The sequence below is a fragment of the Flavitalea antarctica genome (genome assembly GCF_054461535.1).
In genome coordinates this window covers 86,209-111,229 of the sequence record NZ_JBTLQG010000019.1, presented here as the reverse complement: position 1 = coordinate 111,229, position 25,021 = coordinate 86,209, and the positions used below count along the sequence as shown (strand labels likewise).

General features: G+C 44.6%; 18 protein-coding genes and 1 pseudogene. 4 read left to right on the top strand and 15 right to left on the bottom strand.

Annotated elements, in window-relative coordinates:
- Window positions 1-613: pseudogene (locus ACX0G7_RS16970) on the top strand (penicillin-binding protein); the annotation flags it as partial.
- Between the two features lie 60 nt (window positions 614-673).
- Here ACX0G7_RS16970 and ACX0G7_RS16965 read toward each other — a convergent pair.
- On the bottom strand, window positions 674-1,939 hold the full coding sequence (locus tag ACX0G7_RS16965; RefSeq protein ID WP_458924701.1) for a multiheme c-type cytochrome: 1,266 nt from the start codon (window positions 1,937-1,939) through the stop codon (window positions 674-676).
- 163 nt (window positions 1,940-2,102) lie between these two features.
- Between ACX0G7_RS16965 and ACX0G7_RS16960 the strand changes: the two genes are divergently transcribed.
- From ACX0G7_RS16960 to ACX0G7_RS16950, 3 genes are all read left to right on the top strand, one after another.
- Complete coding sequence (locus ACX0G7_RS16960; RefSeq protein ID WP_458924700.1) at window positions 2,103-5,348, top strand: SusC/RagA family TonB-linked outer membrane protein; 3,246 nt, start codon at window positions 2,103-2,105, stop codon at window positions 5,346-5,348.
- A gap of 23 nt (window positions 5,349-5,371) precedes the next feature.
- Window positions 5,372-7,087: a RagB/SusD family nutrient uptake outer membrane protein gene (locus tag ACX0G7_RS16955; protein WP_458924699.1), complete on the top strand. Its 1,716-nt coding sequence runs from the start codon at window positions 5,372-5,374 to the stop codon at window positions 7,085-7,087.
- Window positions 7,088-7,345: 258 nt separating this feature from the next.
- Window positions 7,346-10,918, top strand: coding sequence for a VCBS repeat-containing protein (locus ACX0G7_RS16950; protein WP_458924698.1), 3,573 nt, complete (start codon window positions 7,346-7,348; stop codon window positions 10,916-10,918).
- Window positions 10,919-10,945: 27 nt separating this feature from the next.
- Here ACX0G7_RS16950 and ACX0G7_RS16945 read toward each other — a convergent pair whose 3' ends face one another.
- The 14 genes from ACX0G7_RS16945 to ACX0G7_RS16880 form a co-directional block, all read right to left on the bottom strand.
- The gene (locus tag ACX0G7_RS16945) at window positions 10,946-11,665 is read right to left on the bottom strand and encodes a hypothetical protein (RefSeq protein WP_458924697.1); all 720 of its coding nucleotides are present in this window, start codon (window positions 11,663-11,665) and stop codon (window positions 10,946-10,948) included.
- Between the two features lie 57 nt (window positions 11,666-11,722).
- Window positions 11,723-12,184 (bottom strand): septal ring lytic transglycosylase RlpA family protein, encoded by a 462-nt coding sequence (locus tag ACX0G7_RS16940; protein ID WP_458924696.1) that lies wholly within the window; start codon window positions 12,182-12,184, stop codon window positions 11,723-11,725.
- A gap of 72 nt (window positions 12,185-12,256) precedes the next feature.
- Entirely contained in the window at window positions 12,257-13,933 is a 1,677-nt protein-coding gene (locus ACX0G7_RS16935; protein ID WP_458924695.1) for a L,D-transpeptidase family protein, read from the bottom strand.
- 232 nt (window positions 13,934-14,165) lie between these two features.
- A complete protein-coding gene (locus ACX0G7_RS16930; RefSeq protein ID WP_458924694.1) occupies window positions 14,166-14,471 on the bottom strand; it encodes a thiamine-binding protein in 306 nt (101 codons plus the stop codon).
- Between the two features lie 33 nt (window positions 14,472-14,504).
- A complete protein-coding gene (locus ACX0G7_RS16925; protein WP_458924693.1) occupies window positions 14,505-14,804 on the bottom strand; it encodes a DUF952 domain-containing protein in 300 nt (99 codons plus the stop codon).
- A gap of 23 nt (window positions 14,805-14,827) precedes the next feature.
- Window positions 14,828-15,853, bottom strand: coding sequence for a chorismate synthase (locus tag ACX0G7_RS16920; protein ID WP_458924692.1), 1,026 nt, complete (start codon window positions 15,851-15,853; stop codon window positions 14,828-14,830).
- Between the two features lie 21 nt (window positions 15,854-15,874).
- Window positions 15,875-17,146 carry a 3-phosphoshikimate 1-carboxyvinyltransferase gene (gene aroA / locus ACX0G7_RS16915; protein ID WP_458924691.1) on the bottom strand — a complete coding sequence of 424 codons (1,272 nt, stop codon included), beginning with the start codon at window positions 17,144-17,146 and terminating at the stop codon, window positions 15,875-15,877.
- A 47-nt stretch (window positions 17,147-17,193) separates the two neighbouring features.
- Window positions 17,194-18,207, bottom strand: coding sequence for a 3-dehydroquinate synthase (gene aroB / locus ACX0G7_RS16910; RefSeq protein WP_458924690.1), 1,014 nt, complete (start codon window positions 18,205-18,207; stop codon window positions 17,194-17,196).
- Window positions 18,204-18,635, bottom strand: a complete 432-nt coding sequence (locus tag ACX0G7_RS16905) for an IS200/IS605 family transposase (protein WP_458924689.1) — start codon at window positions 18,633-18,635, stop codon at window positions 18,204-18,206. Before ACX0G7_RS16905 ends, aroB begins: the two co-directional genes overlap by 4 nt.
- A gap of 131 nt (window positions 18,636-18,766) precedes the next feature.
- The gene (locus ACX0G7_RS16900) at window positions 18,767-19,858 is read right to left on the bottom strand and encodes a chorismate mutase (RefSeq protein ID WP_458924688.1); all 1,092 of its coding nucleotides are present in this window, start codon (window positions 19,856-19,858) and stop codon (window positions 18,767-18,769) included.
- A 56-nt stretch (window positions 19,859-19,914) separates the two neighbouring features.
- Window positions 19,915-21,618, bottom strand: coding sequence for a DEAD/DEAH box helicase (locus ACX0G7_RS16895; protein WP_458924687.1), 1,704 nt, complete (start codon window positions 21,616-21,618; stop codon window positions 19,915-19,917).
- Between the two features lie 304 nt (window positions 21,619-21,922).
- Window positions 21,923-22,762, bottom strand: a complete 840-nt coding sequence (locus ACX0G7_RS16890; protein ID WP_458924686.1) for a prephenate dehydrogenase — start codon at window positions 22,760-22,762, stop codon at window positions 21,923-21,925.
- 1 nt (window position 22,763) lies between these two features.
- A complete protein-coding gene (locus ACX0G7_RS16885) occupies window positions 22,764-23,921 on the bottom strand; it encodes a pyridoxal phosphate-dependent aminotransferase (protein WP_458924685.1) in 1,158 nt (385 codons plus the stop codon).
- Window positions 23,922-24,042: 121 nt separating this feature from the next.
- Window positions 24,043-24,876, bottom strand: coding sequence for a prephenate dehydratase (locus tag ACX0G7_RS16880; protein ID WP_458924684.1), 834 nt, complete (start codon window positions 24,874-24,876; stop codon window positions 24,043-24,045).
- Window positions 24,877-25,021: the final 145 nt, after the last annotated feature.

Below are 25,021 nucleotides of genomic sequence, written 5' to 3'. Positions count from 1 at the left end.
GTCAACAGCGTATATTATGTCCCGCATGATGCAGGGACCGGTTGATATCGGTACCGCTGCAGGCCTGAGATCAAGACTTGGCGTTGCAGAAATGGGCGGAAAGACAGGTACCACCAATGATTATTCGGATTCCTGGTTCATGGGCTTTACGCCTCAGTTGCAGGCAGGTGTCTGGATCGGTTGCGATGATCCGTTTGTGAGGCTTGAAGGTAAACTTGGAGAAGGCGGACAGGCTGCAAGACCGATTTACGAATACTTTTTTAAGAAGGCACTGGCAGATAAAACGCTGGGACTTGACCGGCAGGCAAAGTTTCCGGAACCGGAGAATATGAAAGTAGAATACGATTACCGCCTTATCAATACGCAGCCGGTTCAAAATGAAAGTAATGAATCAGGCAACGGTAATGCTGACGAATATCTCAGCACCCCTGATGCCGGCAATGTACCGGTAGAGTCAAAGCAGTCGCTGGAAGAATCCAAAGTGCTCGAGGAAGCGAAAGGCAAAAAGAAAGAAACAACAGAGATAAAACCAACCGTGCCCGCGGAAGAGGACAAGAAAAAAAAAGGGGGATTTTTTAAACGACTTTTCAAAAAGAAGGATAAGGAAAACTGAGGATAATATGATCCTTCCCCTGGCTACAACCATCGCCCATTTCCTGCAAGATTTTACCGGCTATTTACTTCGGCCAGCCACCGAGTCAATATACTGAAACAATTTCCCCGTTTCTTCGGGATACACGGCTATCCGATGCGTCCTGAGTACGGCCGGCGTCTTCCGGAACTCATCTTCCAGTTTAACGGTCAGGGATGTTGAAGATTTCGCCGGCATATGACAGGTTACACAATTTTGCCTGATCACATCCCGCGATAGCGGTGCTCCTCCACGGCTCCCGTCCTCAGGTGCAGGTGGCGGAATTTGCGAGTGCTCGTCTTTGTGACAATTCACACATCTGGCCGCAAAAATTTCCTGTTTACCTTTTTCATTTTCATGTGTGTTATGACACGTTGAACAGGTCATAGACGGACTCAGCAGAAAGCATTTGCTCGACTGGAGTAACGCAAATTTGTTACCGTGCACATCCAGGTTATCCGGGTTATTAATATCATGATTAATTCTATAGTGGTTAACCAGCGAATCACCCGGGGAGAAAGTAAAGGCAGGTTTAACCGACTCTTGTAACCCTGAATGACAAAGTCCGCAGATATCGAGCTGTAACTGCCTGCTTAAATCAGCCACTGCCACTACAAATCTTGCTTTCTTTTCTTTAGGATGAAGTTTATGGTAGTTCACGTGCCTGGCAGCAGGGCCATGGCAACTTTCGCAGCTGACACCATAAATAATGGAATCTTTTTTAAACCGGTTGGAAGCGATATTGTCTGGAAACATGGATCCAGCAAAGGTAGCATGGCATTCCATGCAGCGGGGTGTTACGGTTCTTTTGAAATTAACCGCGAAGTCATTGTAACCTGGACTACCCGACCAGGTATCTGCGGGCGTGTAATAAGATACTGGTAACTGGTATAAACCGTCCTTTTCCCAATAAAGATAAGATTGACCGCCCTGGCCAGAACCGACAACAATATCGAAACGCTTCGCCTCCCCTATTACCTTACCGTGTATGGCCTGTTGGTACAAGCCACTGTCCCTTTTTTCCATATACACACGTTCGTAATAATTAAGCGCGAAAACATTTTTTCCGGGTTGAAAATTTCCCTTCACTGTTTCCTCGTTTGCCTCTGCACTGGACCAAGCGTGTTGTGTATGTGTGAATGCTGTGGTAATGGGCTTGTGACAGGAACTACAACTAAGGGTTCCCGCAAACTGTTCGCCCTTCCGGTTGAAAATGTTGATGGGACGAACCTCAGCGTCTGGCATACAGTGACTTATGAGAAAAAATCCACTTAGTATGCCGATAGTAAAGCCCCGGATACGAACCATTGAATAATATTATATATTTTATAATTATATAAAGCAATCATTTTATTGTAATTAAAGAATTTTAAACAGTGTGTTAATAAAAATTTAAAATTTAGCTACTGGATAAGATTGAATGTATTAAAATTATGTTAATTTCCTCATCTAATCAATGAAACTCTGCTGTATGAAACAACTCCTCCGCCGGGTACGATCCCAGCTACCGCTCATTTTCCTTATGGTTTTGACACAGACCGTGGTTGCTCAGAGAAGCATCAACGGCCGGGTGATCGACAAGGGCACAAAAGCAGCCATCCCCAATGCGAGTGTTGCCCTGAAAGGCACCAGTACTGGTACACAGACGAATACAAATGGCTCATTTAGTATCAAGACAAATAAGGCAGATGACGTACTGACTATAACTTCGGTAGGTTATGACGCCGTTGATGTACCACTTTCCGCCGGCGATACCCTCCTTATCGAAATGGCCCCAAGCAATTCTACCCTTAATGAAATACTTGTTACCGGTTACACTGCCCAGCGTAAGAAAGATATCACTGGTTCGGTATCCGTGGTTAATACCAAGGAACTTGTTGCGAACCCGGGTTCGAACGTAGAAAGTCTCCTGCAGGGAAGGGCTTCGGGCGTGAACGTGGGAACCTCAGGTGTTCCGGGAGCCGGCGCTTCTGTAAGGATACGTGGATTCACAACATTCAATGCCAACGAGCCACTTTATATTGTTGATGGAGCTCGTATCGGTTCTATTTCTGATCTTAATCCTACGGATATAGAATCAATGCAGGTGTTGAAAGACGCCTCTGCTGCGGCCGTTTATGGAGCTGCGGCTGCAAACGGGGTAATTATCGTTACCACTAAAAAAGGAAAAGGTCAGTCGAAAGTAACTTATGATGCCTATTATGGTGTTCAGTCGCTGACAAAAAAATACGATCTTCTGAATACCGAAGAATACGGACAATACCTGTTGGGCCTTCAGAAAGGCATTCCTGGTCAAACCGCCACCAGTTTCAATCTCGGTCAATACAATGGTGGCAAAACTTCTACTGCAACTCCAGTAACTCCGGAATATATCCTGGCAGGAACTGCAAGCGGTGTGCAGGCGGGCGACCCGTTGGCAAACCCAAGTCTGTATAAGCTTGATCTTAATGATGTGAATGGTGCAGGTACCTACCTGATAGTACCTGCTAACAAAACCGGAACCGACTGGATGGATGCCATTACGCAGAATGCGCCGATGATGAATCACAGTCTTACTGTATCAGGGGGAACCGCGGCAGGCAACTATCTTTTTGGTATTAATTATTTTAACCAGGAAGGTATCATAAAGTACACTGACTACAAAAGATACTCAGTAAGGGCAAACACAAACTTCACAGTTAAGAACTTCCTGAAAATCGGCGAAAACTTACAGGTTAACTACATAGATAAACATGGTTTTACCAACCAGGATGAAGGCAATGCGATATCAATGGCTTATCGTATGCAGCCTATCGTTCCTGTATTTGATCTGAAAGGCAATTATGCAGGAACCAGGGGATCAAACCTTGGAAACGCATCCAATCCTTTTGCAAACCTGCAAAGAGGCAAGGATAATGTTGACCGGAAAGTTGGTATCATTGGATCTGTTTACGCTGAAATCGCATTCCTGAAATACTTCACCTTGAAAACAGTATTGGGGATGGATTATGGAACAAGCCATTACTACAATTTTGGCGTACCACAATATGAGAATGCAGAAGGCAGGGGCGGTACAGGTAATTTCAACGAAGGCGAAAGCTTTGGATATCTTACCACCTGGTATAACACACTCGGATTTCAAAAGATCTTTGCTGACAGACATGATGTCAAGTTCCTGTTAGGTACTGAAATGGTACAAGGTTCAGGTCGTGGTGTAGATGCGAGCACAAATAATTATTTTTCTTTTGACAGGAATTTCTGGCAGATAAACTCAGGTCTTAATACAACTCCATCCGGTTCCAGTTATGAATTTCGCTACCGGAAGTACTCACCGGTGATTGCCAAGCTTGACTATATGTTTAATGACAAATATCTGTTGAGTGCTTCTTTCCGGAGGGATGGATCTTCAAATGGATTTGGTCCGAACAATAAGTATGGTAATTTCTATTCCGGTAGTTTGGGATGGAGGATATCGGAAGAGTATTTCATGAAAGACATTTCATGGCTGAATGACCTGAAACTGAGAGCTGGTTACGGTTATCTTGGTAATGATAACATCCTTGACTTTGGATTTCTTACCACGTTTGAATTTGACCGGGGTAACGCCAGCTATCCCATCGACGGGGGCAATACCGGCTTTTCTGCAGGACTCAGGCACAACGGGGTAGGCAACCCCGATGTTAAGTGGGAAGAAGCCTATACCACCAATATCGGACTTGATGCATCTATCCTGGACAACAGGATCAACATCGTTCTTGATTTATATCGCCGTCTGACAAAGGATCTGTTGTATGAAAAACAACTGGATCCGACGATCTATGGTAACGTTGACAGGCAGCCGACAAACATCGGAGAAATGACCAATAAAGGAGTGGATCTTTCTGTGTCATACCGTGCAGACATATCCGGAGATTTCAAATTTGATGCAGGACTCACCTTCTCATTATACAGAAACGAGGTAGGCGTTATCGCAGATCCGTTCTTTGAAGGAAACAGATCAAGGATAGATCCGTTCAACCGTTCAGTGACTGGTCAGCCTATCTCCAGCTTTTATGGATATATCATTGATGGTTTCTTCCAGAGTCAAACAGAAGTTGATGCTTTGGACCAGGCTAACAGGGGTATAGGTAAATGGAGATATAAAGATTTAAACGGGGATAAAAAGATCACTGTTGACGACAGAACATTCATGGGCAACCCGCACCCAAACTTCACAGCAGGCTTAAACCTTGGTGCGAGCTTCAAAAATTTTGATTTCGCTGCCTTCCTTTATTGGAAAAATGGTGGTGACATCGTTAACTATGTACGATACTGGACAGACTTCAACACATTCCAGGGCAATCGTGATAAGAGAGTTTTATACGATAGCTGGACACCAAACAACCGTAATGCAAAATTACCGGTATTGGATGCGTCTGATGGCGCGAGCGGACAGGTACCTGTAAGTTACTTTGTTGAGAATGGCGGATATCTCCGGTTGAAAAATCTTGCAATAGGTTATACTATACCAGCTGATAAGATGGCAAAGATCGGGATCGAAAGGCTGAGGATTTATCTGCAGGCGCAAAACCTGTTTACCATTACTGATTATACAGGTCTTGATCCGGAAATCACTACTCAGCAGGTAGGACGCGGTGACTACCGTGCCAGGAGATCGGATGCAAACAGCCTTGGAGTTGATTTTGGAAACTTCCCTACTCCACGGATTATCACTTTTGGTCTTAATGTCACATTCTAATCAACCACTGAAAAAAAAATTATATGAAACGATTTAAAAAAATATCACTCTATGGTCTGCTGCCGGTGGTGTTGTTTGGAATGCTGATCATACAGGCATGTAAAAAATCTTTCCTTGATGCCAAGCCATACGGACAGTACGAGTCAAGCCTTATTGCCAATAAGAAAGGACTGGATGCATTGCTGATAGGCACCTATGGTGTAATAGACGGACAGGGTGTATCCGGTGACGGATGGGAAGGCTCAGCAGTTAACTGGGCTACCGCCGGTGTGGCAGCAGATGATGCCTATAAAGGCACTGACGCTAATGACCAACCGCAGATGACCGAAGTTGAGCAATACAAATCCCAGCCCACTAACAGGTACTTTTATAACAAGTGGATAGTGCTCTACGAAGGTGTTGCCAGGTCAAATGATGTTATCAGGCTGGCTAACAACCCGGATATCGAGGGCCTGTCTGCTGATGACAAGAAGAACATCCTGGGACAGGCAAGATTCCTGAGAGCGCATTTCCATTTCGATGCTAAAAGGCTGTGGAAAAATGTTCCTTATATTTCGGACACTACCACAAAATATAATAACACTACAGAGATCTGGCCGCTCATCGAAGCCGACTTCAAATTTGCCTATGATAACCTGCCTGCAACCCAAAGTGAAAAGGCACGTGTCAACAAATGGGCCGCAGCAGCATACCTAGCCAAGGTGTATATGTTCCAGAATAAATTTACTGATGCCAAGGCGCTGTATGATCTGATCATCGCGAATGGAACCACATCTTCGGGAACCAAATATGGTTTACAGGATGCTTACTGGAAGAATTTCGACGCTCAGTTTGACAACAATGAAGAAACCGTATTTGCTATTTCTTCTGCAGCTTCCGGAACTGTTGACCAGACTGGTGAAGCATCGCTGGGTTTAGCATTTCCTTATGGTGGTGACTTCGGTTGCTGCGGATTTTTCCAGCCATCGCAAAACCTGGTCAATGCTTTTAAAACAGGTGCCGATGGATTGCCGCTCCCAACAACGTTTAACAACTCAGATCTTAAGAATGACCAGGGATTAAAAGATGCCGATCCATATACAAATGACAATACCACTCCGCTTGATCCACGCCTTGACTGGAGTGTGGGAAGAAGAGGTGTTCCATTCTGGGATTGGGGTCCGCACCCGGGGTACTCATGGGTACGTGATCAGAACTATGCTGGTCCATTCAGTCCAAAAAAGCATATCTATTCCAAGAAGGATATGAACACTTTGACTTCTTCAGGCTGGAGAAATATTACAGCAAAGGATATTTATATCATCCGATATGCTGATGTATTACTTATGTCTGCCGAAGCAGAGATCGAGGTTGGATCAATGGAGGTAGCCCGGACAAGGATCAACCTGGTTAGAAACCGGGCCAAAAATCCGGCAAGCTGGGTTACAGGAGCACCTGCTAACTATGTTATCAATCCTTACCCTGCTGCTTTCGCCAGCAAAGATGCTGCAAGAACTGCGGTTCGGTTCGAACGCCGCCTTGAACTGGCACATGAAGGACATCGATTCTTCGACCTGGTAAGATGGGGCATAGCTGCTGAAACGCTTAATGCTTACCTGGAAAAGGAAAAGCTGAAACGTACATACAAGCAAACTGCTTCCTTCACCAAGAATAAAAACGAGTATTTCCCTATCCCCTCAACAGTGATTGAAATAGCCATAAAAAATGGCTCAACACTCACCCAGAACCCCGGATACTAATTGAGTAAAAGCTGACAAAACATACATTGCTTGAAAAACATCCTCCATTGAGGATGTTTTTTTTGTTTGGATATCACGTCTTTTTTGTCTGCAGTCCACATTATCATTTTGCTTGAATCTCAGCTTATTTTTGCCTGCAAATCACTTCATTATTTTGCTTGAATCTCACTGAATTTTTTGTTTGAATCTCACTTTATTAAATCCTAAATTGACATCATAAATTTTCGCCTGCTTATCAATGTATGCTATATGGACGCGATGAGAAAACTTCTGATATTCCTGCTTTTGGTTGAAATCGTCGCTGCTTGCGGAACAGGGCCAGGTAAGGCATTTACAAAAAGAGAAGCCATATCGACTAATATTTATTTCAACAATGAAGTGATTGAAAATGACTCTGTAAATCCTATAGACCTTGAGTTTTTGTATAATGGCGGCGGTGTGGCCGCTGGTGATTTTAACAATGATGGCCTGACCGACCTTTATTTTACGGCCAGTACAGTAGGCAACAAGTTATACCTGAACAAAGGAAAATTCGAATTTGCAGATGTTACTGAGATTGCGAAAGTATCCGGTGATGGTATGTGGAGCAATGGAGCTTCAGTCGTAGATATCAATAGTGATGGACTCCAGGATATCTATGTTTGCATGGCTATAAAGAAAGATCCAAACCGGAGAAGAAACCTTTTATATGTAAACCAGGGAAAGAATAAAGATAGCATCCCGGTTTTTAAGGAGCTTGCAAATGAATATGGGATCGCAGATACAGGATACTCTGTGCAGGGAACTTTTTTTGATTATGACAACGACGGGGATCTTGACTTGTATGTAGTAGAAACAAAGCTGATTCAAAGAAATGTAGCAGAGTTGTCTGGCAGAAACCCCGGTGATAGTGCCCGCGCTGATGCTGATAAATTATATCGGAACGATTGGAGCGCATCGTTAAAGCATCCTGTTTTTACTGACGTCTCTTCGCAGGCCGGGATCAAAGAACCCGGTTATGGTCTGGGGGTAAACATTGCGGACATTAACAATGATGGCTGGAAAGATATTTATGTAACAAACGATTTTTATGATGGCGATCTTTTATACATAAATAACAGGAACGGAACCTTTACCAATAAGTCTGACATCTATTTCAAACACACATCACAGAATGCGATGGGTAATGATGTCGCGGACGTGAATGGTGACGGCCTCAACGATATCATTGCCGTAGACATGAATCCGGAAGACAACTACCGGAAGAAAAAGAATATGAGCGGCAATAATTATTATGTCTACCAGACCATGATGGCCGGCGAAAACAGTTTCCAGTATGTAAGAAACACGCTTCAGATCAATATGGGACCGAGGATACTCGGCAATGATTCAACCGGTGACCCTGTGTTCGCTGACCTCGGATATTTTGCTGGAGTTGCTGAGACTGACTGGAGCTGGAACCCCTCGATTGCCGACTTTGACAACGATGGCAACAGAGATGTCTTTATCACAAATGGCTACCCCCGCGATGTAACTGATCACGATTTTGTATCATTCAGAACGATGGCTGGAAAGATTGCTTCCAAACAAACCTTATTGGACGAGATACCGCAGATCAGGGTCAGCAATTATGCTTATCAGCAAACAGGTGATCTGAAATTCGTTAATAAAACAAAAGAATGGGGACTTGACGAACCGTCTTTTTCCAACGGGGCCATTTATGCTGATCTCGATAATGACGGTGACCTTGATTATGTTGTTAACAACATCAACCAGGAAGCTTTTGTTTACGAAAACAGGCTATATGATGCAGCAAAAGAAAACGATACCGCCAGCTCAGACTTCATCAAAATTAAGTTCAGGGGCAACCACGGCAACAGGGATGGACTTGGTGCCATTGCCACTATATTTTTTGGCAACAAACAACTTAGCTGGGAAAATTCACCGGTTCGCGGCTACCTGTCATGTGTTGAAAACATATTGCTGTTTGGACTTCCGGATTCAGCTACTATAGATTCAGTAGTGGTTACATGGCCAGGTGGTAACAGGCAGACTCTTGTTAACGTGAACAAAAATCAAACACTGGTGGTCACTCAACAGGATGCTATCCCTGCAGCGCATGTACCGTCAGCACCCCAGGGCCTTTTCACAGATGTGACCGATCTGCTGAATGTCACTTATCATCATAGCGAAAAGGATTTTATTGATTTTAATTACCAGCGTTTGTTGCCGCATAAATTTTCTGAATACGGGCCCGGCATCGCAATCGGAGATGTTGACAACAACGGTTACGAAGATATTTGCCTTGGCGGTACCGGTAATTTACCGACTACTTTACTTATGCAGCAGCCAAATGGAAAATATGTCAGACGACCATTAATTGCAGATAAAACGGTGACCCCGAATGCATCAGAGACAACCGGACTGTTACTGTTTGATGCGGATACGGATGGCGACCTTGACTTGTACCTGGCAAGTGGTAGTGTGGAAGCTGCGCCGGGCGACAAGTATTATGACGACAGGTTCTATGAAAACACCGGCAAGGGAGTATTCAGGTATGCAAACGAAGTATTGCCCCTCAACAATGCAAGCAAAAGCTGCGTGAAGGCAGCTGATTTTGACAAGGATGGCGACCTCGACCTGTTTGTTGGTGTAAGGGTATTTCCGGGCCGGTATCCCCAGGCGGTGAGTAGTTATTTATATCGGAACGATTCAAAGCCCGGGCACATAAAGTTTTCAGATATCAGCAATGCGTCTGCTCCTGGCTTGAAGAATATTGGACTGAGCTGCGATGCCATGTTCACTGATTTTGATAACGACGGGTGGACTGACCTGATTGTAGCCGGCGAATGGTCTGCAATAAGATTTTTCAGGAACCAGCAAGGCATATTTAAAGACATATCATCATCCACCGGAACAGATAAGTTCAGGGGTTGGTGGAACAGTATTACCGGCGGCGATTTCGACAATGATAGCGACATAGATTATGTTGCGGGAAACCTTGGGACCAATACATTTTATCGTGGTACGATGGAAGAACCACTGAGAATATATGCGGGTGATTTTGCCAACAACGGAGGCTGGGTAGCGATCCCATCCATATATCTTTTTGATTCAACCGGGATCAAAAGAGAATTTGCCGCTCAGTCAAGAAATGATATCATCGATCAACTGCCGGCATTGAAAAAGAAATATCTGACATACAGATCCTTTGCCGGGGCCGAACTAAGAAACATGTTTCCTCCCGGCGTTATTGACTCAGCCTATACACTTGAAGCTGGCTTTATGCAAAGCGCGTATATCGAAAACCAGGGCAATGGGAAATTTTTAATGCGCCCCCTACCCTGGCAGGCACAGCTTGCACCGGTATTTGGAATAGTAGCCGATGATTTCAATGGCGATGGTCATCTTGATCTTGCACTGGCAGGTAACGATTTCGGTGCAGAACCCGCCATTGGAAGATATGATGCATTGAATGGCCTGATCATGAATGGCGATGGTAAAGGGAATTTCAAAGTGCTGACCATGGCAGAGAGTGGGATCTATATCCCTGGCAATGCCAAGGCGCTTGCAAAGATCCGGGGCAGTAATAAGGATTATTTCCTGGTAGGGAGCCAAAACCAGGACAGGCTTAAATTATACCGCAAAAGAAAATCAGGAAAACTGATCCCACTAAATGGTGATGACACAGAAGTTAAACTCACATTAAAAAATGGGAGAAAACGTAAGATGGAGAATTACGCGGGATCATCTTTTCAATCGCAGTCATCATCATTCGTTGAAATTAATGAACACGTTTCAGCTATTGAAATAAAGAACCGAAAAGGTGAGACCAGAAGGATAGATTTTTAAAATCACTGCTGTCGAAATATTTAGTTATTACGGGCAACCCTTATTTTGTATTGATCCTTTTGTGTCCGGGCAGGCATCTTCTGCATCGGCAACTCCATCAGTATCCCTGTCAGACATCTCTCTAACGGGCATGATCACCTGCTCAGGTGTCCGGTGTTGTTTTTTCCTCCCGATCTTTCCTGCGAGACCTATACTATAATAGAAATGATATGAAGAAAGCGGCGTGACCGGTATTCTGTACTGTGCATTAACAAGCAGGTAAGCTTCATTAAAAAAGCTAACCTGTAATCCCCCACCGGCCGGAATATAGGCAGCATAATAACCTGCATAAAAAGAAGCTCCGGCACCAACCTGCAGGTAGGGAGATACGACACTTTTGTTAGAAAACATTTTTCCCCTCAGAGAAACATCACCTTCCATCAGGAAGTTGTCTTTATTAAGCGGCGGCTTGTCTTCAAACGGGTAGTCAAGGAACGATCCCGTAAGCGAAATGGAAACATCAAAATGATCGTCCAGACCTTCAATATAATTTAAACCGAGGCCCGGCGACATTTCACTTATTTTTCCAAACTGATCGTTTTTTATAGCGGCTGATAATGAGCTGGAACGAACATTTGCTGCGGACTTGAAATCATTAAAGGCAAAGAAGACAGAGAGTGTTGGATCCTGGATAAATCCGTTAACCTGACTGGAAGCAACATCATAAAACGTAGTGAAACAAAAAACCAATAAAAAACCCCTTCTCATAAAGACAAGATTTAGAAATCGCCCCGATCTTCTTCATAGCCAGCCTAAGGGTTAAATTTACAACTCCTTTTTTGCAATTTCAGTCGGTTTAATTTTTCCCAGCACTTCTACTTTTACACGTGCGAGTCCGCGACCTATATATCCCAGTTTGGAAGCGGCTGTGCGGCTGAGGTCCACCAGGCGCTCGTTGCGGTGATGCAGGCGGTCATTGACTTTGACGACCACTGTTCTGCCATTTTTTATATTTGTAACACGGATCCAGGTATTCATTGGCAGCCCGTTATGAGCAGCCGTCATCTTATCCTGATCGTATAGCTGGCCCGAAGAAGTTTTTCTACCCTGGAACTTACTATGATAAAAACTCGCCATGCCATACTGGATCTTAGCTGTTTTTTTTACGCGCTTAGCCGAAGATTTCTGTGTTGATTTCTGGCCCGGTTTACCCGCTTTATCCTGTGCCCTTGCCGATTGAAGGAGGGTAAAGCACATGAAGGTTAAAAATAAGATGGTTGTTTTCATAGAATCAGTATTGGCTCAAATCATAGTACTAACCTGTATTAATTGCTTTGTAATTACCTGACATCATATCGACTACATGATCGTCTTGTCACCAAAATAGCGATTTCTCAAAATGCGGTCTTCGCTATAGATGTCCGGATAAAACTTAATCCTGCCTCCTTTGCCTTCACAGGAAAAATAACGGATATAGACCGGAACTTTTGCGAAACCTGAAACCACATGTTTTTCCTGGCGGCTGATCCAGTTCTTAAGCGTATCAGGATGGTATTTTATTGTGTCATTTCTGACCAGGAAATTGGCCAGGCGCTGAAAATCCTTAACTCTTACACAACCATGACTAAGGGCCCTGTCGCTTTTACCAAACATCCAACGGGCATTAGTGTCATGCAGATAAACGCTGTATTTGTTCGCGAAATTAAATTTAAGGACACCCAGGGAATTATCATCTCCCTGTCGCTGCTTGATCAGATAAGGAAACCTGTTTTTATTCAGCTTGCTCCAGTCGATCGTATACGGGTCAATGATAGAATCATTTTTGTCGACGATCATGAGATTTTGTTTTGCCAGGTACCCGACATCACGTTTGATCTGTGGTAACATCTCCTTAAATATGATGCTGTAGGGGACCGTCCATTGCGGGTACGTTATGAAGTTCGATACCTGTGATGTAAGTACCGGGGTCCGTGTTTTGGTAGTGCCCACAATGACTCTTGATTCAAAAACCATCGTGTCTGTATCTACCACTTTCAACATATAAGCCGGTATATTGACCCATACATAAGTCATGGGCATGGTGTCTGCTAAAAGCTTATAACGGTCAAGTGTAATCGCGGCCCTGATAAACTTTTCCCAATCAGTATTATTCAGGCTGTTTACCGTTGTTTCGTTGATCTTCCCGGTAACTCTCAAGCCCTTTTCTTTCTGGTATGTTGATATAACTGTGCGCCAGGCAGTAGTGTCCATGGGCTCCACGGCAGACTGAACAATATCTGACTCAAAAAGGCGCTTCTGTAATTTCTTATAGAAACTGATTGAATCTTTATCGGGATAAAGCAGGTAAGTATATCTCCTGAATGAAATTGAATCCAGGAACGATTTGAGGCCCAGCTTCAACGAATCATAATCGGGATGCTTTGGCTCCAGCTGTTGCAACGTATTCCTTATATCACCTGTCTGCACCACCTGGTTGAACGTATTGAGAAAGATTTCTTCGTTGATTACGCTATCGGGCCTTAGGGTAACACTATCCCTTTCAAGCCTTCCATATTTCAGGTGCCTGGCAATCAGTAGTAAGGCATCGGTCAACATCAGGTCCGCCCTGCTCCACAACGCCGCATTTTTCACAGCTATGGTATCATTCGCGAGCTGGTATAAGGAACCCTGGACGGGCTTCAGGTGATAATCTCCGGGAAACAGGCCAAATTCTTTGGATCTCCTGATAAATTCGACGAGGGAGTCTGCCGCGGGCAACCACTTTTGATCGTTTCGCCATACAGATTTGTACCCGTTGCCGGCATAAATTTTCTCAACCAGGTGTACCTGGGCAAGCAGGATGGAGTCATTAACCCTGCCCTTATTAATTACCGCATACTCTATTGTTTGCTGAAGATTTTTGCTGATACGGCTGTTAATATTCTCCTCGACAGCCACAATATCATTGTCTTTCGGTTTTTCCGGGGGTCCACAGGAAGCGAAGATCACCGGGATTATGAGCCTGGCTAATAATAGGATCTTGCTTTTAAGGATCATGTGGCTAGGGCTGGTTATTTTATATTACTTCAATTCAGGCACCTCATGGTCAACGCCTACAATGATATACAAAAATGAATATAAATGCTACTTTTTATTCAAATTCATAAGTGTTTTACCTGAGGAAACGACGCTGGGGCGCGTAGGTGTAACTGCCTGCACCAGTTTTCCGACGTTGCCAAAGAAAAAAAACTGTTCTATACTAAACGATTGAAATGGAAGATGAGATATATTAAAAACCAGATTTATATTTACTGGTTTTCTCATCACCTGTGATATCTCCATTTGACCTGACCTGGATCTGGATGTTACTGATCCATTCTGAACAACCCTTGCTTAAAAGAAATTCATTCACATCATTGATTACTTTCATCACCTGTTCATAGGTGCCCTCAAGGGTTGTGGCAAAAGGTCCCACATCATAGGAGATTCCCGAATCTTCAATAACTGAAATAGCCTCATCCACCCATAAATAAGGATGACGGTCCTGGACAACAGGTATTATCTGGAGGGAGGCGTTGATTATGTACTGATGCATAAGGATTAATTTTAGAGCAACTAGGAACTGGTATCAAATGGGTTCTGATGCTACTACCGCTTCAATATTTACAGGGCCATAAACGTGTGGGAACGTATCCGCTGTTGAAGGTGACCATTCATAGATAAAACGGCTTGTCAGCTTATCGGTATCAATTTCAAGCTTTACCAGGTCTTCCTGGCCCGCGTAATACCGCGATAAAACGCCCTTTACCTGCCCGGCCTGTGAACAATGAATAAACCCTTCATTGGTTAAGGATGGTGTCTCATAGATGCCTGTTTCAATAGCCTTTTGCCAGGCAGCTTTCGTGGTAATGTGATAAATTAGTGGCATAAGGAGGGATGAGTTGTCGGTCTTCAGTTGATTTCAGATTTTGGTACAGGCAATTCAGCAATAACCCGGGGTATCCTCTGTTCAATCATCATAAGATCTGCGAGTACCATTGCAGTCACGGCTTCCAGCACCACGGGAACACGTAAGGCAATACAAAGATCATGTCTTCCTTTTACAGAAAAAGATTCCACCTGGTTGGTCTCCCAGTTTAAGGTCTGCTGAAGTTTTGGTGTCGAAGAAGTAGGCTTGATGGCTATCCGGAACACCAGTTCGTTGCCATTTGTGATACCGCCTACTACGCCACCGGCATGATTGGTGCGCGTCTTGCCGGTGCTGTCTTCAATGGCATCATTGTGCTCACTGCCAAACATTTTCGCGGCGGCAAAGCCGGTACCGAACTCGACGCCGCGAACTGCAGGGATTGCAAAGACTGCATGGGCAAGCAAAGATTCCACGGAATCGAAAAATGGCTCGCCGAGGCTTGCGGGCAATCCATTGACACGACATTCCACTATGCCGCCAACAGAGTCTTTGGCATCAATAGCGCGTTGCAAGCCGGCCTCAGGATCGCTTAGGCCCGCGATTTCTGTGATCTTTGCAACAACCGTTACATTTTTAAGTAATTTCTTGGCTATCACACCCGCTGCGACGAGCGCAACGGTGAGCCTGCCGCTGAAGTGTCCGCCACCCCTGAAGTCTTCGAAGCCTCCATATTTCTGATGTGCCACAAAATCGGCATGGCCGGGACGTGGCACCGCGCGTTGTTTTTCATAATCGCCTGAACGGGTGTTGTTATTCTCAAATAAGATGGTGATCGGGGCTCCGGTCGTTTTGTTATTGAAAACCCCACTTTTAAAAATAGGAAGATCATCTTCTTTGCGTGGCGTGGTACCTTTCTGATTACCTCCCTTTCTCCGTTCAATGTCTTCAAGAAAATCTTCTACTGTCAGAGACAATCCAGGTGGACAGCCATCGATATTCAACCCTACACTTTCGCCATGTGATTCACCAAAGATGGCGATTTTGAAAAGTCTGCCAAATGCGTTCATCGCAACCTGTTTTAAGTTTACTTATTTGTATTCAACAATAGCCCCGAGCTGCCTGATATCATCAAAAAAATCAGGATAAGATTTGTTTATGGCCTCCGCATCTTCAATGATCACTGGTTTATCAGCTTTCAACGCGGCCACAGCACAAGCCATGGCAATACGGTGATCATGGCGGGAATGCACTACAGATCCTTTCAGTCCGGTTGCCCCTTCGATGATCATGATATTATCCTGCAAAACGATCTTGATACCCATTTTCGCAAACTCTTCCTGTAATGTGAGACCACGGTCACTTTCTTTGTGCGCAAGACGGGACACTCCTTCAATGACTGATTTGCCCTCACAACAGGCTGCCAGGGCAACCAGTGGCGGAAACAGATCAGGGCATTCCATAGCGTTGAAATGAAAGGCCTTTAACGAAGTGGTTGCTATATGGATCTGACCTGCCTCTATTGACATGACAGCCCCTGCCCCTGCAAGTGCATGCAATACGGCTTTATCGGCCTGCGTTGAATGTACATCGAGGCCTTTCACGGTTATATTGCCTGCAATTGCTCCCGCTACCAATAAAAATGCGGCACCACTCCAATCACCTTCCACTGTGTAGCTATGAGCTTGATAAGCTTTGGGGTTCTTGTTTCCCGGAAAGTAAAAATATTCATAGTTCCTGTTTTCGACCTGGATCCCGAAATGCTTCATAACGGCCAGAGTGAGATCGATGTAAGGCTTAGAGGTCAGGTTATTTACTTTGATGGAAACATCACTTGCGCCGGCCGCAGCATATGCCATCAGGAGCCCTGTAAGGAATTGCGAGCTTAACGAACCATCCACTTCTATGTTGGCAGGCTTCAAAGGACCTTTTATATGCAGGGGAAGCTTACCTTGATTTGATTCGATATCAATTCCCAATGCAGGGAATATTTCATCAAAAAAATGCATGGGCCTGGTAGTAAGGCTTCCTGAACCAGTAATGGTTATAGGCTGTTCGCTTAAAGCAGCGATTGGAGTAAACATTCTTATACCGAGGCCGCTTTCACCGCAATTGATGGTACCGGATACCGGCATGATACCCGAACTGACAACCTCAAGATTACCATCTACCCAATACGCCTTTGCTCCGAGTGCTGTTATAACGTCGATTGCGGCACGGTCATCATTGCTTTGGCCGGGGTTTTTGATAATGGTTGTTCCATGAGCCAGTAGTGCAGCTGCGCACGCCCGCTGCATCGAGCTCTTTGAAGTCGGCGCCTGGATTGAACCAGTCAAAAAAGAAGGTGTAACTTTTGCAATCATCTTATGTAGTCAATATCGTTATTGTATCAAATTCGCAGGACCTTAATCTAATTGAATATCTTCTCCAGCTCTGTTAAAGGGATTGGATGTACAACAGCCTTCCCGATCTTTGTCAACAGCACAAAATTCATTTTGTCTGCCTCTTTCTTTTTATCCATACGCAGGATATTAAATGCCTTTACCTTATCGTATTCCATATGAGTTGTAAGGCCGTATCGAGAAAGTAACTTTACTACACGGTCTGCTTCCCGAAAGCCGGTCAGCTTCCCGGATAATTCACTGGCTACTGTCATTCCCACTGATATTGCCTGCCCATGAGAAAGTTTATACATATTTTCAATTGCATGCCCCAGCGTATGCCCGAAGTTCAGCAATTTTCTTTCGCCTGTTTCAAACTCATCTTCCTTTACCACATCGGACTTGATTATGGCGTTACGCCTGATCAATTTTTTTAAAGCCGTTGCATCTTTTTTATAGAAAGACAATTTATGTTGTTCCAATTCCTTAAACAACCGGAGATCCTTGATGCAACTATGTTTTATGATCTCAGCGAACCCACTCACCCACTCGGTATGAGGCAAGGATTTCAAAAGTGAAACATCATACAGCAGAAATGATGGCTGCCGGATGATACCTACCAGGTTTTTATAAAGACCAACGTCTATACCATTTTTGCCACCGATTGAAGCATCCACCATTGAAAGGATAGTTGTCGGTATGAAGCCAAACCGCAAACCCCGCATGTATATCGAAGCAACAAAACCTGCAAGATCCGTGATAACTCCCCCGCCGATTCCAACGATAAAAGTCTTCCTGTCGGCATTAAGACCGATCAGTCTTTCGATAATGCCGTTGACGGTTGACTGCACTTTGAACTGCTCGCCCGCAGGTACTATAATGTATTTCCATCCGTCAAATTTTTTTCTGTGCGCACGAAAAACATTTTCATCAGTGATAAGGACTGCCTGATTTTTATCCAGTAACTCTCCAAGCCTGGCGAACTCACCATCAAAATAATAGTCTGTTGTTTGTGTTGAAAAAGTATAGGAAACTTTTTTCATTCAGTATAGTTTTTATCAAATACAGCCAGCTCCGATTCAAGCGTTTTTGTTTTATGATAATTTTCCTGGTTAGCAATAAAGTCCATTACCTGTTTTACCCCGCTTGGACTTACTGTATACGCTGCGAATTCGGGTTGCCACTCCAGTTCACTGTCAAGCAGGTTGGTGTCTTTGAGCCAGCCGGCCGCATCGTGTTTGAGGCTCCGCACTACCTGGGAAAGATTCTGAGCCGGATTCAACTGTAACAACACATGCAGATGGTCTTCTACCCCCTGGATCGATATAACCCTGATCCCTTTTTCTTCACTGGTTTTCTGAAGAAACGGGAACAGCACCATTCTAACCGGTCTTTTTAATATCGGGGCCCTGTTCAGGGTGGTCCAGATGACATGTACAAAAAGGAAAGTCCTGGTGTGACTATCAGTCATGGATAACCGCGATTATTAGGGTGTGGTGCAAGCAGTAAAAAGGTAATGATACAATTCAACAGGAAGCGCCCAATAGCGAATGGACTAAAGAGCAGGAAAAAAAACGGGACAGGAAAACCTGTCCCGTTGATTTATGAATTCATGATGTTGTTCTGATGGCTGATAGACTCCATATGAACAGCATCGAAATATTTGGTGATGAAATCTTTACTTAAGCCCAGCTTTTCACCTTTTGCAAATGCCCTTTCCAGGATCTCATTCCACCGGTTGGTCTGCAGGATGGTGATGTTGTTTTCTTTCTTGTATTGTCCAATCTTTTCGGCTATCCTCATGCGCTGTCCAAGCACCTGCATCAACTCATCATCAAGATGATTGATTTGCTGACGAAGTTTTTCGAGTGCAGCATGATATTCTTCTGAATTGATATCTTCTTTTCTCCAGACAATTTCACCAAGCATTTCCGCGAGGCGTTCCGGTGTGACCTGTTGTTTCGCATCGCTCCAGGCATTATCGGGATCGATATGACTTTCAATCATCAATCCATCATAGTCGAGGTCGATCGCCTTTTGTGCAACATCAAGAAGGATATCACGCCTGCCGCAGATATGCGAAGGATCATTGATCAGCATCATGCCGGGGTTGCGACGTTTCATCTCAATGGCAAGGTGCCACATTGGTGCATTTCTGTATTCTGTATTACCATATGAACTGAACCCGCGGTGAATCAGGCCAATCTGTGTGATCCCGGCTTTTGCCACACGCTCAACGGCTCCTATCCATAATTCGAGATCGGGGTTGATCGGGTTCTTGATGAGTACCGGAACTTTGGCCCCACGCAGAGCATCAGCCACTTCCTGCACACTGAAAGGATTAACCGTTGTACGGGCACCAATCCAAAGTACATCCACATCAAAATGTAAAGCATCTTCAACCTGTTTGCCGGTGGCAACTTCTATTGCGGTAGGGAGACCGGTGATCTTCCGGGCCTGTTGTAACCATGGCAAACCTTTCGTTCCGATGCCCTCAAAACTTCCAGGCCTGGTTCTGGGTTTCCAGATCCCTGCGCGAAGCATATCCACCTTCCCGGTGTTGGCAAGGCGTGTAGCGGTTTGAATTACCTGCTCCTCTGTTTCTGCGCTGCATGGGCCGGAAATAATGAGTGGTCTCTTATCCCATTTTTCCTGCAGTATCTCCTGTACATTTTTTGTTGCCACTGTTGTCATGGTTGAAGCGTTTTTTTTCCTTTGTTAATGCTTTTATTTTAATGTGGCCGGGATGATTACCGGCTGTTGGCGTCGTTCATCCGAATCCGACGACCTTTATAATTTTTACCGTCGATCGCTGCAATCATTTGTTGGGCAGATTTCCGGTCAATCTCAATCCAGCTGTTCATTTCCTTCATATCGATACGTCCCAGTACATCTTTGCTCAGTTCACTCATATCGAGTATAAACTGGAGGAAGCTTGCTTTGTAAAAACCATCCTTGGTACCCAGGTTAACAAACAACTTGGCGAAGTCTCCGCCGGAGTTGAATTCACGCCTCGGGCGTTCTGCGCCCCGGGAATCACGTCCGTCCCTGCCTTCACGGCCACGGCCGAATTCACGACGATCACCACTCCCAACACCTGATGGTTCACGGTATTCACGCACTCTTTCGCGTACGTTCAGATCTTCTGCATTTTCGTAATACTTCAGGAACCTGTCGAACTCCATGGCGGCTACTCTTTTCAGAACGTCTTCCTTGGTAACATCAGCAAATTTTTCCTGGAGCATGGGAACGTAAGTTTCATAATCTCCATGGCTGATATCTGCGTTCAGCAACTTCTCCATAAAATGGAAAAACTGTTTGCGGCAAACGTCTTTACCGGTCGGGATCTCATTTTTGTGGAAGGGAACCTGCACCATGCGTTCAATCTGTCTCAGCTTCCCAACCTCACGGCTATGGACAATCGAAATACAGATACCTGTATTACCTGCACGGCCCGTACGACCACTACGGTGGGTATAGACTTCGATGTCATCAGGTAATTCATAGTTGATTACGTGAGATACATCTTTCACATCAATACCCCTGGCGGCTACATCCGTAGCTATAAGCAACTGGATCGTCTTTTCACGGAACTCTCCCATTACCTTATCGCGTTGTTGCTGGGTAAGATCCCCATGAAGGGCATCAATATCATAACCTTCCCGGGTCAGCTTTTCAGCTATTGTCTGGGCATCAATCTTGGTTCTGGTAAAGATGATCCCATAGATCCCTGGGTTGAAGTCAATAATTCTTTTGAGCGTTTCATAACGATGATGCGCAGAAGCAACGTAGAATTGGTGATCAACGTTTTTATTAGCTGTATTTTTTTTGCCAACGGTAATTTCAACCGGGTCCTTCATGTACTTCTTGCTTACCCTCTTAATTTCCGGGGGCATGGTTGCACTGAATAACCAGGTAGCTTCGCGTTTAGGCGTATTGGTCAGAATAAATTCTATATCCTCCTGGAAACCCATGTTCAGCATCTCATCTGCTTCATCCAATACTACATAGCTGATTTGTTCCAGGTTGATTGCCTTACGTTCAATGAGATCGATCAGGCGACCGGGAGTCGCAACAATGATCTGTACACCTCTCTTCAAATCCCTGATCTGCATTCCAATAGATGTACCTCCGTAAACCGCCACTACATGCATGGCGGGCATGAACTTCTTGAATAGTTCAATTTCACTAACTATCTGTATACATAATTCTCTTGTCGGACAGATCACCAGCGCCTGTGGATGTTTTTGTGCAACATCTACGAGCTGAAGCAACGGGAGTCCAAATGCAGCAGTTTTGCCTGTTCCGGTCTGAGCCAGACCCACCAGGTCCTTTGTGCCGCTTAATAATACAGGAATCGCCTGTTCCTGAATTGGTGTTGGGTTTGTAAAACCTAATGCATCGGTTGCCTGAACCAATGTAGGATGTAAACCCAACCCTTCAAATGTCATCATAATTTTAAAAAATTTGGCGCGAAGGTACGATTTTAGTGCCTTACAGCCAGTTTTAGTTTTGATTCGGTTTTTCCTCTTCTCTAATAGTCAGCCAGTTAAGTATGTCTAAACAAAAAATAAAACCCGATTATGACGCAGAAAAATCCGAACAACAAGTTGATAATTCTTCGATATCCTGCACCTAGTTGCTTTTCCAGCCTCTCATGCCGCGTACCTCCCCAAAAAAGCCATCTTGATCCGGTAAATCCCAGGTACAGGGCAAGCAGCCCGAAACCAAGAAAAAATATCGTGTCAAAGTTCCAGCTCACTTCAGGATCCTTTTGATTTTGTTGGCATTTTCGATCAGTTCCTGCAGGTAAGTATAATTTTCCTTCTCCAGGCAACTCTTGAATTTTCTTAGCTGGGTAATGTGTTCATTAAGCACATCGAGCACATTATCCCTGTTTTGCATTAGTATCGGCACCCACATTTCCGGATTCGATTTTGCAAGTCGCACCGTTGACTCAAAACCACCACTGGCGAGTTCGAATATGGCATCTTCCTCGCGCTCCTTTTCCAATACGGTGTTCGCCAGGGCGAATGACGTAATATGCGATATGTGACTTACATAGGCCGCATGAAGATCGTGAGATGCACCATCCATATAAAGTATATGCATACCCAGTGCGCGGTAAAGATTTTCCACAAGGGCTACTGCATCACTATCGCTTTCATCTTTGTTGCAGATCACTGCCGCCTTATCCTGGAAGGCGCCGCGCATCGCTGCTTCGGGGCCACTGTATTCGGTACCCCACATGGGGTGAGTGGTTACAACACGACTCCTCTTTTTATGTCCCCTCACAATATTGATCAGGCTTTCCTTGGTAGAACCGGTATCCATAACTACCTGTTTGTCTACCAGGTCAAGCAAGCCGGTGATCATCTTTTCGGCCGCATTAACCGGTATCGAGATAATAATAAGCGATGACCTGCCAACGGCAGATTCAAGATCGAGTATCTCATCAACCAACCCAAGATCCATAGCCTTTTGTGCATGAACGGGATTATTGTCTACGCCAATAACATGGGTTGCAATTGACTTTTCTTTTAATGCCAACGCCAGTGATCCGCCTATCAATCCTATGCCTATAATGGTGACCTGCATCTTACATTGATTTTTTTATTCGTTCAATCGCAGCATCGATATTCTCTTCCTTACAACATAAACTCACTCTCACATATTTGTCACCTGCTGTTCCAAATATACCGCCGGGTGTAATAAAGACCTGTGCGTCGTATAGCACTTTATCGCTGAGTGTATATCCTGATTCTTCGGAAGCCGGCACCTTTGCCCACACAAACATCCCTGCCTGCCTTTTATCGAATTCACATCCCAGTAAAGTTAAAAGGCCAAATACCTTTTGCCTTCTTTGTGCATACACTTTGTTGAGGCCGGAGTACCATTCTTCCCCAAGGGATAATGCTTTCGCGGCGGCCAGTTGAACAGGAAGAAACATGCCGCTATCCATGTTGCTTTTGAAACGCATCACTTCATTGATCCGGTCTCCATTGCCGACGAGCATGCCTACGCGCCATCCTGCCATGTTCTGCGATTTGCTGAGTGAATTCAATTCAATGACTGTGTGCATTGCCCCGGGAGTGTGCATGATACTCGCGGGTTTATCATTCAGGATAAAACTGTATGGGTTATCATGACAGATCAGTATGTTATGCCTGGTTCCGAAATCAACAATCTTTCTGAAGAGCTGTTCAGAAGGAAGTTTGCCGGTTGGCATCTGCGGATAATTGATCCACATCAGCTTTACCCGGGTCAGATCCGTTTTTTCGATCGCATCGAAATCCGGTTCCCATGCATTAAGTTCCGTTAATTCATACGATATGGCTTTACCCCCCGCAAGCGCAACTGCACTGCGGTACGTGGGATAACCAGGATTGGGCACCAACACTTCATCGCCCGGATCAAGATAGGTCATACAAATATGCATGATGCCCTCTTTTGAGCCGATCAGGGGCAGTATTTCCGATTCCGGATCGAGGTTAACATCATACCACTTACTGTACCATTCACTAATCGCTTTTCTCAGGACCGGTGAACCTTTGTATGATTGATAAGCATGTACCGATGGCTTACTGCTCTCCTCCTGTAATACCTTGATCACCTCAGGATGTGGTGGCAGATCAGGACTGCCAATACCAAGGCTGATGATATTCTTGCCGGCTTTGTTAAGCTCATCTATTTCCCTCAGCTTCTTTGAGAAATAGTATTCGCCGATTCCTTCCAGTCTCCCTGATGTTTTTACCATTGTTATAGTTTGCTTCTGATATTATATAAGGTTATCTCCCTTATCAATGTATTATTTCTATCAATGTATCATTTCAATTTTCTGTTTCAGCTTCAAATGCAAAACTGCATGTTGTTATCCATTAACTAACCACGTTTCCTTTTTTATAGACACCATAGACATTCGTTTCTTCTGTCAGTGGTTTTATTCTTTTGATCACCTCTTCAAACTGATCAATGCTTTCGAATTCCATATCAGCATGGAACGAATATTTCCAGTCGCTCCCTGGTATAGGGAAACTTTGCAATTTACTCAGGTTGATTCCGCCCTCTGCTATTGCAGTCAGCACTCGCGCCAGGCTTCCCCGGGAATGATCCGTATGAAAATTAACCGAAGCTTTATTGGCATCTGCTACCGGGTTCGACATGCCTTCGCGTTGAATGATGAGGAACCTGGTATAGTTCGATTTCATGGTGTGAATATTCGGAGCAATCATGTCGAGATTGAATAACTCGGATGCAAGTTTGGATGCGATTCCGGCGATGTGTTTGCTCCTGTGTTGATGAATATGCTTTGCGCTGAGCGCAGTGTCTTCCGTTTCAACAAGCTTCCAGTTAAATTTGTCGAGGTAAGCAAGGCATTGCTGGATGGCCATGGGGTGCGAATGAACTTCCCGGATATCAGCAATAGTAACGCCGGGATTCACCAGCAGGTGTTGCCGGATCTGCAGATAGATTTCGCCGGTAACCTTCAGGTTGCTTTTCTGAAGAAGGTTATAATTTGGCAGGATGCTTCCGGCTATCGAGTTTTCGATCGCCATTACGCCACCTTCGCTTTCTTTTTTATTACCTGCGATTTTAACTACGTCCCGAAAATTGCCACAGGGTATCACCGTAACATCCTTGCCAAAATATTGCCGGGCTGCCACCTGGTGAAAACTACCTTCATAACCCTGGATCGAAACGCGTGTCTGCATAAACGTATTTAATAAAAAATCCCGGCACTCAGGCCGGGATTCTATGTTGATTGTCAGTTTAATTTTATGATTCAACAAAGCATTCCCGGCTCACTTCTAAAATAGAAGCTAAAATAAAAAAAGAAGAACCGGTATGCTTTCGCTA